At 36.1% G+C, this 13,372-nt stretch carries 12 protein-coding genes and 1 pseudogene; 4 read left to right on the top strand and 9 right to left on the bottom strand.

The window, feature by feature from the left end:
- The coding region (locus BCG07_RS04830; RefSeq protein WP_286889004.1) for a beta-eliminating lyase-related protein at positions 1–516 on the top strand (516 nt) is incomplete at its 5' end.
- Here the strand turns inward: BCG07_RS04830 and BCG07_RS04835 are convergent.
- The 5 genes from BCG07_RS04835 to BCG07_RS04855 form a co-directional block, all read right to left on the bottom strand.
- On the bottom strand, positions 499–1,083 hold the full coding sequence (locus tag BCG07_RS04835) for a thymidine kinase (RefSeq protein ID WP_243533950.1): 585 nt from the start codon (positions 1,081–1,083) through the stop codon (positions 499–501). The two genes, BCG07_RS04830 and BCG07_RS04835, sit on opposite strands and share 18 nt — an antisense overlap.
- Before the next feature lie 92 nt (positions 1,084–1,175).
- Positions 1,176–1,985: a transporter substrate-binding domain-containing protein gene (locus BCG07_RS04840; protein ID WP_243533947.1), complete on the bottom strand. Its 810-nt coding sequence runs from the start codon at positions 1,983–1,985 to the stop codon at positions 1,176–1,178.
- 73 nt (positions 1,986–2,058) lie between these two features.
- Positions 2,059–2,529 (bottom strand): methylated-DNA--[protein]-cysteine S-methyltransferase, encoded by a 471-nt coding sequence (locus BCG07_RS04845; RefSeq protein ID WP_243533945.1) that lies wholly within the window; start codon positions 2,527–2,529, stop codon positions 2,059–2,061.
- Entirely contained in the window at positions 2,526–3,881 is a 1,356-nt protein-coding gene (locus tag BCG07_RS04850) for a DNA-3-methyladenine glycosylase 2 family protein (RefSeq protein WP_286889008.1), read from the bottom strand. Before BCG07_RS04850 ends, BCG07_RS04845 begins: the two co-directional genes overlap by 4 nt.
- Positions 3,882–3,958: 77 nt before the next feature.
- Positions 3,959–4,441: a GNAT family N-acetyltransferase gene (locus BCG07_RS04855; RefSeq protein ID WP_010556777.1), complete on the bottom strand. Its 483-nt coding sequence runs from the start codon at positions 4,439–4,441 to the stop codon at positions 3,959–3,961.
- A gap of 450 nt (positions 4,442–4,891) precedes the next feature.
- Here BCG07_RS04855 and bfr (BCG07_RS04860) point away from each other — a divergent pair, with 450 nt between their 5' ends.
- Entirely contained in the window at positions 4,892–5,362 is a 471-nt protein-coding gene (bfr, locus tag BCG07_RS04860) for a bacterioferritin (protein ID WP_006791631.1), read from the top strand.
- Between the two features lie 14 nt (positions 5,363–5,376).
- Entirely contained in the window at positions 5,377–5,841 is a 465-nt protein-coding gene (gene bfr, locus BCG07_RS04865) for a bacterioferritin (RefSeq protein WP_006791630.1), read from the top strand.
- 67 nt (positions 5,842–5,908) lie between these two features.
- On the opposite strand, the gene BCG07_RS04870 is transcribed toward bfr (BCG07_RS04865), so the two are convergent.
- The 4 genes and pseudogenes from BCG07_RS04870 to BCG07_RS04885 all read right to left on the bottom strand — a co-directional run bounded on the left by BCG07_RS04870 (position 5,909) and on the right by BCG07_RS04885 (position 9,174).
- Positions 5,909–6,103 (bottom strand): (2Fe-2S)-binding protein, encoded by a 195-nt coding sequence (locus tag BCG07_RS04870; RefSeq protein ID WP_006791629.1) that lies wholly within the window; start codon positions 6,101–6,103, stop codon positions 5,909–5,911.
- Positions 6,104–6,516: 413 nt separating this feature from the next.
- Entirely contained in the window at positions 6,517–7,041 is a 525-nt protein-coding gene (locus tag BCG07_RS04875) for a DUF6436 domain-containing protein (protein WP_243534520.1), read from the bottom strand.
- A pseudogene (locus BCG07_RS04880) lies at positions 7,025–8,490 on the bottom strand (methyl-accepting chemotaxis protein). The gene BCG07_RS04875 and the pseudogene BCG07_RS04880 overlap by 17 nt, the downstream one beginning before the upstream one ends.
- Positions 8,491–8,622: 132 nt before the next feature.
- The gene (locus BCG07_RS04885) at positions 8,623–9,174 is read right to left on the bottom strand and encodes an isochorismatase family protein (RefSeq protein WP_243533939.1); all 552 of its coding nucleotides are present in this window, start codon (positions 9,172–9,174) and stop codon (positions 8,623–8,625) included.
- A 209-nt stretch (positions 9,175–9,383) separates the two neighbouring features.
- Between BCG07_RS04885 and BCG07_RS04890 the strand changes: the two genes are divergently transcribed.
- Positions 9,384–13,372, top strand: a 3,989-nt coding sequence (locus BCG07_RS04890; RefSeq protein ID WP_286889024.1) for a diguanylate cyclase domain-containing protein, incomplete at its 3' end; no start/stop codon positions are given.

The following is a 13,372-nucleotide window of genomic DNA, read 5'->3' on the forward strand; positions in this document are numbered from 1 at the left end:
CATTTAGATGGCGCACGTGCGTTTAATGCATCAGTTGAGTTAGAAGTTGATATTAAACAAATAACGAAACATTTTGACTCTGTGTCTATTTGCTTATCTAAAGGGTTAGGTGCACCGGTTGGATCTTTATTATTGGGGTCATCTTCTTTGGTAAATAAAGCTAGGCGATGGCGTAAAGTACTTGGTGGTGGTATGCGACAAGCCGGAATGCTCGCTGCTGCGGGGCAATATGCGCTTGAAAATAACATAAGTCGCTTAAAAGACGATCATGCTAATGCGCGCTACCTAGCTAAATGTTTAAGCTCACTTGAAGGCTTTAACGTAGATATGAGTAATACGACCAATATGGTGTATGCATCTTGTGATGAAGGTTTTAATATTGTAGATATAGCTGCGAAGCTAAAACAGCAAGGTGTTCTAATAAGCCCAAGTAAACAACTCAGGCTAGTCACGCATTTAGGGATAACTCGAAAAGATATAGACACCTTTATTAGCGCGTTATCGGCCCATATTTAAAGCGGCTTTGTAATGTTTGCGGCATACCGATACATAACGATCGTTGCCGCCAATTTCAACTTGGTTACCGTCGGCAATGGCATCACCATTTTCATCGGTACGTAATACGTGATTGGCTTTGCGTCCACAATGGCACACCGTTTTAAGCTCAATTAATTTATCAGCCCAAGCTAGTAGGTATTGAGAGCCAACAAACAACTCACCTCTAAAGTCGTTTCGTAAACCGTAGCAAAGCACAGGAATGCCTAACTCATCTACTACATCCGTTAACTGCATGACTTGCTCTTTGGATAAAAACTGACATTCATCGACTAATATACAATGGCGCTTTTTTTCATTGTTAAGCGATTGAATCAACTCATACACATCTTTACTTGCATCAAATACATGTGCATCGGCTTGCAAACCTATTCGAGACGAAACCTTGCCAACACCTTCTCTATCGTCAATAGCTGCAGTAAGGATAACTGGCTCCATACCTCGCTCTTTATAATTAAAAGCCGATTGTAATAAGGTGGTAGATTTTCCCGCATTCATTGCAGAATAGTAAAAGTATAATTGAGCCATGATGGTGCCAAGTTACAAAAAGTGCGCTTATGCTACCCTAATATGCACTGAATACCAATTTCAAACGCCAAATAAGCTTATGATTTAAAGTATTAGTTTTGAGGTTGTTTGGCAGAATTTAAATAATCAATGTAGATAGGAGCCGAATCAAATTCACTAACCCACTGCCACATTTTATGACTAAGCGTCGGATGATTTTCATAAAGTTGATGCGAAAAAACTAAATAACCAAGCGTAAATTCGTATGGGGGAAATAGTGCTTTTACATCGGTGTCACTATAAGGGTAACTAGACGTTTTAATTTTATTAACTTGGCAAATATCTATGCTTGAGTCCACAACCCCTTTGTTAAGTAGCTCAAATGCATTTTCTTTAGACACCGTCTCGTGAACAAAAAGAGGTTCTTTTTTTAAAACAGCGCTTAAGCCATAACCGCTTGGCACAGCAATTGTAAATGTTTTGGTATTAAACTTATCGCGTGATTGCCATTGCGATCGAAATTTATCACGACCTAACAAGCAGCTGCCAAACCTGCTAATAGCAAACTGAGCATTAGGTTTTGCATCTTCATTCATTGGGTAAACGGCTATTCGCTCTCTGCCTTCTCTGAAGCTAGCAATAACTGCATTTACTTTATTTGATTCAAGATCCTTCAAGCACCTTCGCCAAGGTTTTCTTACAAATTCAATATCAACACCATCAACTGCGTCGTCCAATAGCCGGAGTACGTCTGCCGAAGCTCCGGGCCTTTGAATCGGAATCTCTTGCCCTGTACCTAAAAACATTGGCGCAATTTCCTTGTCTTCATAGCAAAAAAGCAACTTTTTAGCAGCGGCGTTTGCGCCATTAATCGGTACGATGCATAAAAAGATAAATATATAAAATAGTGTATTAAATTGCATAGCTATTTTTTATTAGAGTATTTTTTATAGTGTAACCTTTATAATATATGATACAAAACTTAAGGCTACTAATTTACAAAACCCCTTCATGTTGTAAAAGCCAACGTTTTCTTTCGAGTCCACCAGCGTACCCAGTTAGCGTTGCATTTGCGCCAATAATTCTATGGCAAGGCACGATAATGCTAATTGGGTTTTTACCGTTAGCTGCCCCCACCGCTCTTACCGCTTTTGGGTTATTTAATGCGTGAGCAATATCCCCATACGTATTGGTTTTACCGTAAGGAACATCCAAAAGTGCGTTCCATACATTTTTTTGAAATTCAGTCCCTTTAGTATCTAAGGGAACACTAAATGTTTTACGCTTTTTATTAAAATACTCTTTTAATTGCAGCGCACAGCTTAATATCGGCTCATTAGTTACTTTAGCAAGAGGCATATGTGGGTAGGTTTCAAGCGGATAAAAGCCAACGTAACTCACCCCTTTTTCAGTTGCTTGAATTATTATATTGTCTATGGGACTTGTTATGTATGTTTGAATAATCATGATAGTTGCTGCCAAAGTTGAAACGTTAAATAGGAACGAAATGGGGTGCACTTTTCACTGTTAAACGAACTTGCCGCAGCTTGTGCTTTTTTAATTCCTAAATCACCATCAAGTAATATATCGGGTTGGCTTTGCCCTCTTAATTTTGCATAGTTCACAGTCCATGGGCCTATTCCTTTTAAGTCAAGCCATAAATCTAAGTCACTATTGCTAGGGTTATTGGCGCAAAACAAAGCTAAATTATGTAGCGCATTTTTGCGCGCTTGTGGCATTTTAAAAAAATCAAAGCTGCTTTGTGCTACCTGTTCGGCACTCGGAAAATACACATGGTTTACGTCTTTTTCTCCGAGCTCATCAACTAGTTTAGTGACTAAGCTATGCGCTGCGGCTACGCTTACTTGTTGTCCTAGCACAGCCCTAATACCAGCCTCAAACTCTGACCAAATACCTGGCAACCTAAGTCCGTTACACAGTGTGAATGCATTGTTTATGTTTGTATTTAAATGAGTTTCTATTAAATTAATATCAGCATCTAAGTCTAGAACCCGCCGTATGTTATTTATAACTGTTTGCAAATATTGCGTGTCGTCTATCTCTACCTTTACTTTAAAGTGATGTTTACTTTCGATAAATTCGGCAGTGAAGCACCCTTTATAAAGCGTATTTGAAAACGTACGCCCGTAGCTATTTTCCGAAATCCATTCAACAGGTTTAATTAAACGTTTTTCTATAAACGAGCGTAAAGCAAGCCAATTATAAGGAGGCCTAAAAGGAAGGGTTAAGGTAAGTGACGTACTTTGAATTTTGGTATTTTGACGCAGTGCTGATGGTGTCATATTTAATTGTTTGAAAAAAGCATCATTAAATCGCCTTGTACTTTTAAAACCTGCCGCGTATGCAATGTCGGTTAGCGATAAATGCGTTTCTTGTATCAGCTTTTTTGCAAAATGACATTGCTTAAATAAACGATATTGCGTAAGCGACAAACCAAAATGTTGTTTAAACAAACGTCTTAAGTATCGACTACTCACTCCTAACCTTTCAGCTAACTTTTCGCAATCATGTTCATCGTATTGGTCAATGAGCTGCTTTGCCCTCAAAGCGGTTGTTTTGACCCCTTGCCAAGCCGCACTTCCCGGTGCACTGTCAGGCCTACAACGAATGCAAGGCCTAAAACCGTCTTGCGCTGCATTATGAGCAAACTCATAATAAATAACATTTTTTTCAAGCGCAGTAGGCGCTGGACAAATAGGCCTGCAGTAAATACCCGTACTTTTTACCGCAACATAAAAAAGACCATCAAATCGGTGATCGCGACTTTGACGTGCTTTTTGCCAGTAAGATGAAATCATAAATAGCTCTTTTAATGAGTGACCAGCACAAAGTTTAAATAAATTTTTACCCATTGCTAGCCACAATCGGAACTTTACTATTTAGCAAAATCTATTAACTCTTGACCCGTTAAACGATAAATAATCCATTCAGTTTGGGGCTTTGCACCTATACTGTCATAAAAATCTATTGCAGGCTTATTCCAATCCAAAACAACCCACTCAAAACGACCACAATTATTGCTCAACGCCTTATTAGCTAAATGCTTCATTATGGCTTTACCAGCACCTTTACCACGGCTATCTGGACTTACGTATAAATCTTCAAGATACAAACCGTTTTTACCTAGCCAAGTAGAATAATTGTAAAAATAAACTGCAAAGCCTATAGGTTCATCGCCATCTAAACATATAATACTGTGCGCTGTGGCGCCTTCGCTAAATAATGTCTCTAAAATAGCTTGCTCATTTGTTTTGACCGCATCTGGCTCTTTTTCATATATCGCAAGCTCTGTAATAAAATGTAAGATAATTTTGGCATCGCTTGGCTTCGCATCGCGAATTATAATTGACTTGCTCATAGTAGTGACCCTAAGTGTGCTGCGCTATTGTTAAATTAAAATATGTGTTCAGTAACTATTTATGGTGCTGATAATGTATTACACACCATGAAATTAATGTGTATTTGAGTATGCCATACATTAATTAGCTTAATTGATTAATAAACAAAAAATATAATTGAATTAAAAACTATTAATGTGGTTTGCTATTTTTTGCACCTGAGTTCAGCGCTATAAAGTTAATTACGACACCCGTATTACCTAAGCTGTTTTAAATATATTCAAGCTACTCTTATTCAAGCAAAAATTGATTGTGTGCCCAAAACGCAGAGAGCCTATAAAGCAAGCAACAATGCAAACTTAAATAAGAATCAAAACCAATAGTAACACAATGATTTTTATAGAGAAAACTTGCAATTACTTGGTTTTACACTACACTAGCCATAATTAACAAAGCTATGGTGGCATATCATGAAAGGTAATCAAAAAGTAATCGACGCATTTAATGCGCTACTCGCCAACGAGTTAGCTGCAATCGATCAGTATTTTATACACTCTCGCATGTATGATGATTGGGGTTTAAATAAACTTTATGAGCGCCTTAATCATGAAATGGAAGAAGAAAAAGACCATGCTGACTGGTTAATCAAACGTATTTTATTTTTAGAAGGTGTCCCAAACCTTACCAAGCGTCGTGATTTGCTTATCGGAAACGATGTTAAAAGCATGATGCAAAATGATTTAACACTCGAACTAGAAGTTGTTGCCTGCGTAAAAGATGTAATTGCCATCTGTGAAGAACAGCAAGACTATCAATCTCGTGCAATACTCCAAAAACTATTGTTCGATACAGAAGAAGACCACGTTTACTGGTTAGAACAACAACTTGGCCTAATTGAAAAAATTGGCTCAGAAAATTACCATCAATCTCAAATGGGTTAGAAGGAGCTAAAGTTATGAAAGGCGACTTAGAGGTAATTAAAGCGTTAAATAGCGTACTTGCTAATGAACTTGTCGGAATTAATCAATACTTTTTACATGCACGTATGTTTAAAGACTTTGGTTTTAGCCAGCTTGATAAAGCAGACTACAAAGTGTCAATTCAAAAAATGAAAAACGCCGATCGTTTAATTGAGCGTATTTTATTTTTAGAGGGTTTACCAAACCTACAAGACTTAGGCCGTTTACGTATTGGTGAAAACAGCGAAGAAATGATTGCTGCTAACATGAGCTTTGAGCTTGATACTATAGACGAACTTCGCGCTGCGGTTAAATTAGCTGAAAGTAAAAAAGACTACATTAGCCGAGAAGCACTCGACCATATTTTAAACGAGCAAGAAGAGCAAATGGACTGGCTAGAAACACAACAACAGCTTATTGAAAATGTAGGTATAGAAAACTATCTTCAATCTCAACTTTAACAACACGTTATAAACATAAAAAAAGCAGCCACATGGCTGCTTTTTTATGCAATGTTTTTTAAAATAATTAAGCGACTTGATCTGTTATGTCTGCAATTTGAATCAGCTTGCGATTCAAAATCTTCTTAGTACAACCACAGCATTTTCCGCATTGGCTGCCGACGTTAAGCTCTTTTGCCAACTCACGCATAGTTGTTGCACCATCATCAATTGTTTGTTCAATTTTTTTATCTGTCACACCGTGACATAGACAAATGTACATGATTACAAACCACTCTAATTACTTTCGATATAGTTATATTAATCTAAATAGTAATAGTTATCAATAATTTTTAGAGAGTTATTTGAATTTTATTTTAAACCCAATTATAACTTTAGGGTAACCTTTCATACAAAAATTGGTAACTCATTGTTCCCCTAATCTTTTGTCAATTTTATTTAGTATCGCCATTGATTCAAATTAATAGATTGATCATTAAAATCTAATAATTAGTGAATATAGATTAGTTCATTTGAGAGTTGACTAATAAAACTTTCACTCAAAAGTGTGCACTAACACAAATATAAAGCACTTGAATAAAACTACTGACTACTCAGTTAGGCTCTTTTTGATAAAGAAAAAAGAGTGTGATTTAACACTCAACAAATTTACTTTAAGGAAGCGGCCCCCTGAAGCTAAACCCTATTTTTGCAATAACAGCCTTTAGTATCTGCTACAAGTAATTTTGAGTTAAACCCAGCAACTAAGTTAGTCATTGCCGTTTCTACAAAACCACTGCCCTGCGAACAAGCTAATCCTTCTGATAATGGCCCCGCATAAACAAACTCGCCATTCTTATCAATAATTACAGCGGCTGGCGTAGCTGGAATAACATGATGTAACTCAGCTAAGTAAGGATGCTCGATAATATTAAAGCCTTTTTCGTCAGCAAATCGTTTAAGTGCGGTAATGTGTGCTTTAGCCTGCTTTGCGCAACCACAGTTTTGCTCTATGACAAGAACTAAAGATGCCTCGTGTGTTTGCGTATTCAACCCTAGCTGCTTTTTAAAACTTAAAAACCAACCATCCTGTAATAATATTCTGTCACTATCAAACGATTTTAGCTGGCTAACCTGAAAATAAACTAAGCCTGATATAACGAATCCTAACCAGGCTAGTATTATAAACTTTAAAAAATGTGGGCTACTTAAATTTAGCAATTGATTGCTCAAGTACGTCAATACTCACGTCGATTAACTGAACTTTGTCGGTGAGTTGCTTAACAATATTGGAATCCTCGTACTGATTTTGGCGCATTTGGTCTGTGCTGTTAGCAATTTGTTCTGTATTACCAGCCTGTTCTGAAACAACTTGTGCAACCGAGCTAGTACTACTCGACACCGCTTTTATCTGTTCACTCATTGCTGAAATATTTTCTTTCATTGCAGTGCTTATTTCAGTTAAATCAACAACAAAGCTTACGCACTGAGTCATTGATTGGGTAGATGTTTTACTATTTGTAACAAGGTCTTTAAGAGTCAGGCCTATTTTGTCAGTAGTTGCTTTACTATGGTTTGCCAATGATCGTACTTCATCCGCTACAACTGCAAAGCCCCTTCCGTGCTCGCCAGCCCTGGCAGCTTCAATGGCTGCATTGAGCGCAAGTAAATTTGTTTGCTCAGCAATCCCAGATATTTCGTTTAATAAGCTTGAAATGACATCGCCGGCAGCAACGAGTTGATTAATTTGCTCTTCTGTATGATTTAACAAATTCAGTAGCTCTCTACTTTTACTGTCGGTCTGTAATACGTCGTCTAAAGCCCCTTTAGCAGATTGTGTGATGCTATCTACTTGTGTTTTCAACACTTCGCTTTCTTGCTCTACTAATTTGAAACCATGCGCAACTTGAGCACCCGAATTAGCTATATCATCTGTTTGCTGAGTTCGCTGCTGTGCACCATTCGCTAGTTGATCATGAACTTGAATTAATTCACCGGAATTGGTTTTAAGAGAATACGACTGAGTTTTGACTTGTTTAATAACGTCCGACAAGTAATCGAGTAAGGTGTTAAAACCAACAACAGCTTCACTTTGCGTGTAATCGGCTCTAAGAGATAATTTAATGTGCTCAGAGTTTTCCATAATTTGCTCAGTTGCTGAGCTAAGTGATGTTCCAGCCCGGCGCTCTCTCTCTAATGTAATTGCTATGTAACCTACAACAAGCACTTCAACTATTGCATAAGCTGCATGAATAATCACAGTACTAAAAGAAAGTCTATCAGGGTCGAATACATAAAAGCCCGTATTTTGGGTTTGTAAGTAGTAGAAAGAAAGGTGATGGACGGCAACAAATACAATGGCTGTTATGAAAACGCGCCATTGAACAAAAATAATTAAAATAGGCATTAATATAAAAATTTCAAAATGCACTTCAATTAAGCCAAAAGCTTGCTGTATATGCAAAAAAGAAAACATCATAATTGCAGCAGCGACTATGTGGGGTGTAATAGGGTTATTTTCTTGAGTTTTAAGTAGCCATATTGGTAATAAACACAACGGCAAACCGACTATAAATGCTTGAGTTAACGTACCAAATAAAGGCCTAATCCTATAGATTCGACGAATAAGATGACAAAAATAATTGTTAATAAACGACTAACACTAGACATAAAGACCCTAACTTTTAATTTTACTAATACATTTAGCTTAGTGCAAATGCAGCCAAATAGTACCAATATTATCAATGAATAATTTGAAATTTAATATTAATAAACATTTAATTTACACTATATACAACTAACCTATTTAATTATAGGTAATATTTTCTTAAACGTAGGCGTAGCTGCAGTTTTTGTCCATTGAAATATAATAATTTCTGCACATGAAATTACCGCTCCGCCATGCTTTAGCTGTTCTATTGCGATACTTTTATGCTCAGCATTACGAGAGCCTATTGCATCTATTACTAAAACCACTTCAAATCCATTTTTTAATAAATCAATACACGTTTGTAAAACACACACGTGCGCCTCAGTGCCCACTACAACAATCGTTTTTTTGTTAAAACTAATTAACTTATCTAAGAAGCCAGCTTCTTCACAAGCACTAAAATACACCTTACTGAAATACGTAGCACGCGGTAAAACAGATTTAATTTTGTTGTCGGTTTCTCCTAATCCTTTTACATACTGCTCTGAGATAAGTGTTGGTATGTCGTGCACACAAGATGCCTGCGCTAATTTTAGTGTGTTTTTTAAAAGACTTTGAAAATCACTAATCATGGGGGAAAGTCGCTCTTGAATATCTATGATCAGTAAAAGACTATCTTTGGCTTGTATGTTTGTTAAAGCCATTTTAAGACCTCCCTAAAACCCTTAAATAATGTTAAATATTAGTTCATTGCATTAAATTTACATTGTTTTACCCAGTATTTTATTTGTAAAAAAAAATAAAAGTTGTGCTATATTTAACACTTAGCTTTACAAAGCAATACATGTTTGGAGATCGGTCATCAGTGCCAATAAGTAAATTATCCCTTTTTGTTTTATTTATAATGTTGTGTATGACCAATGCATTTGCATCGCAAAATTATGCCCAACAGTTACAACGCCTTTCTACCGATGAAGGCCTCTCACAAAATTACGTTGTAAAAATACAAGAAGATGAGATTGGCTACATTTGGATTGCTACGCAACAAGGACTAAATAGGTTTGATGGCTATAATGTTGAAACATTCGACGGTGGTTTTGACCTAGACAAACATTACATTTTTACAGTACTAAAAACACAAGACGGTAAGTTACTTGTTTCTACTGATATAGCTGGTGCATACCTAATAGACCCGCAAACTTTAAAAACAGAAAAAATCTACTCAGGACAGCTCGATAAAGAAAAACAAATTTATTCACCTGTTTCAGCAATGGCCGAAAAAAACGAACTTTATTACTTAGCAATTGATAACCAAATACTCACTTACAATAAAATCACTGGAGCTTTTACACAAACAGCCGCTTTAGCTGAAAAAACGTCGTATATACGTGCTCTAACACTACACAATAATACACTTTTCATTGGAGCCAATAATGGGCTATTCACGTTCAACCTTGTTAGTAATCAGCTTACAGAAATACCGCTTCACCCTGTCGAAAAAACAACAATAGACAACATCAATGTAAAGTTTTTACAGGTAGATAAAGAGCTTGGCCTTCTAGTTGGCACGGTAGAAGGGCTGTATAAATTCGCATTTTCAGAAGATAACCTTGTACTCAGCTCTAAAATAACGACGCTTATTCCCGATCTTAATATCTGGGATTACATTAATTCTGAGCAGGGTGAGTTTGTAGCAACAGAAAAAGGATTATTTAGTTTTAGCCGAATAAACGGCGAAATAGAGTTCATATTAAATTATGAAAAAAGTAAATTTAATATCAACGATAACTCAATTGACGATTTAACAATAAGCCAAACAGGAGTACTTTGGTTATCATCAAGAAGCCAAGGGGTATTCACGTGGCCCATTAATACAAGACGATTTAAAAATATTAAGTTGCCCGTCAATAATACGATAAACAAAATTCACGAAGACGAAGATAATACTATATGGTTTGGTACAAACGATGGCCTAGCTCAATACAACCCTAAAACAAAAACTACACGTACTTTTTTAAACTCAACCGACGCTAAAGCAGTGTTTGGTTCGTCAGCAGTTTATGATATTTTTGCTTCCTCTCTTGGAAACAACCAATATTTATGGCTATATTCTTACAGTGGGTTTGAATTGTTTGATAAAAATAGTAAGCAATTAGTATCAAATTTAAGTACTAATAACGATTTACTTACTCAACCTACTGTTTTCGGTTTTGCCAAAATTGGCTCTCATCAATATGCATTTGCAAACGACAAAAACTTTTACCTATTTAACGAAAAAACAGGTGATATAAGGGTTATTGAAGGACTTAAAAACTTTCTAGACCCTATATATGCCTATGTGTTCCTTCCGCCAATAGAAACACACCCAAATGAACTTTTAATTAGTATGACCAACAGCCTATATAGGTATAACGAGTCAACACAAAGCTTAAACCAAATATTTCAGTCATCAAACAATAGAGACGACATCTATTACACTGTAGATAATTATTACCTTGACTTAAAAAGAAATGTTTTATGGCTTGCAACTACTCATGAAGGCTTGATTGGCATAGACCCACAAACCTATGAACGTAAACATTCTCTGGGGCTCAAAAGCTCTTTAAATTCTAATTCAATTTTGTCTTTAGTGCCTGATGAAAAAAATTATTTGTGGGCAAGCTCTGAGAATGGACTCTACAAGATAAACCTCAACACACTTAATGTTACAAGTTTTTCTGTTAAAGATGGTTTAAGCACCAATAAATTTACAGACTACACGCAAAGAAAATTGAATAATGGGCAAATAATATTAGGTAGTAATGCTGGCGCCCTTCTTTTTAATCCTGCTGATTTCAATGAAAATAAAACAACTGAAAAACATAGATTAGCAATTACAGATGTCAGCTTATTGACGAGAGAATTACCTTTTTCGCCTCTTAAATACAGTAATCAACCCCTCAAATTGAGCCATGATGATATGGGGTTAACGGTAAACTTTTCTGACTTTTCTTATCCAGATACAAATAAAACGCTATATGATGTGGTTCTTGATGGCCCAACATCACTTACCTATAACAACTTAAAATCAAATCAGGTGTTTTTTACTAAACTTCAACCGGGAAGCTACTCTCTCACCATAAACGCACATTTTAAAGATGGTGTAATTAAAGCCCCACCAGTTAAGCTGAGCATGAATGTAGCCTATGCTCCTTGGAAGTCTCCCTTTGCGATATTCACCTATATTATAGTTATGTTAAGTCTCTTCGCTTTATTTTTCTGGCAATACCGTAGCCGCCAAAATGTTATTCAACAAGCGCATACAGACACTATAAATTCGAAAAAACAAACAGAGCTCGCTCTTAAAAATAATAAAAGTGGAATATGGGATTTTCGATTTAAAGATGGTTCTGTAAATACCTTACGCGGCATAGAACTGGGTTATGAGAACCTTGAAGAACGAGTATCGATAGAGCTGTTTTTTTCTATTATACACCCTGACGATAAGCGTCGATTTGAAACCAAATGGCAAAGCTTTATAAGCAAAAAAAGTAAAAATAAAAATTGGCAATCAACATATCGTCTCCGCCATAAAAATGGGCAGTGGTTGTGGTATCAAGACACTGGCCAAATAATTTTTGACACTCAAACAGGTAAACCTTTGTATGTATCTGGTATTTATACCAATATTACAGAGCAGCGTGCCAATGAAGAACAAGCCAAAATACTAGGTGAAGCATTTAGCCAAATAAACGATTGGTTACTGATTTTAGACGATCATTTAATGCCATTTTCAGCAAATAATAGTTTTATAAGAACGTTCTCTGATTCAGAGGAATTTACAAATATTAGCCCGAAACTATTTATAAAGTCTATTGGTAAAGAAAACTGTAAAAAGTTTGCAAAAATACTTAAAAAATTGCAACCAACTGAAAACTGGCATATTGATATGTTAATAAAAACAGCTAAAAGCAGTAAGCACCCAGTGCATATTAATGTGACTGCTGTAGCAAAAAGTACAACAGAAGTAAGCTACTATGTAATTGTTATTTCTGACCTAACAGAGCAAAAAAGAGCTGAAAATGAGCTGCGTTATTTAGCCAATTACGACGCACTAACAAAACTACCAAATCGTAGTTTAATGTATCAAGAAATTGAGGAAGCCATCAAACAAGCCGAAAGTTCAAATACACATTGCGCACTCTTATTTATAGATTTAGATAAGTTTAAGCCAGTAAATGACTCTTTTGGTCATGCTGTAGGTGACAAGCTTCTTTGTAATATTACTGAACGGTTGGGTAATATCCTTAACGAAAATGCACAGCTTGGCCGTCAAAGTGGAGATGAGTTTTTAGTTCTGATTAAAAATGTAGAATCTCAGGACTCATTAAAAGAAACAGTTATGCTAATTAGTAAAGAATTAGCAAATAAAGTGATGATTGAAGACTTTGCGATTAATATTTCTGCCAGTATAGGCGTTGCTTTGTACCCATTTGATGCAATAACAACCGACATTTTAATTCGTAACGCAGACGTCGCTATGATGCAAGCAAAGCAAAATGGCAGGAATGGTTTTAGCTTCTTTAGCGATGAAATGAACGAACAAATAAAACAAAAGCTAATGCTCGAAAATGATTTAAAAGATGCAGTAAAAGCCGACTTATTTTTTAATCATTATCAGCCAATTGTTGATATTGAAGCAAGAACAATAAATGGTGTAGAGCTACTAATGCGCTGGAAAAACAAAGAGCAATTTGTTTCACCCGCAGTGTTTATTCCAATTTCAGAAGAAACCGGTTTAATCGAGCGCTTAACTGAGTTAGCCCTTAAACGTGCACTTATTGAATTAGCGCCACTACTGAATGACAATCCATTATTTTATATTTCCTTAAACCTATCACCAAAACATATTTTAAAGGAGAA

Source organism: Pseudoalteromonas sp. ESRF-bin5, from assembly GCF_002632075.1.
GTDB classification, from domain to species: domain Bacteria; phylum Pseudomonadota; class Gammaproteobacteria; order Enterobacterales; family Alteromonadaceae; genus Pseudoalteromonas; species Pseudoalteromonas marina.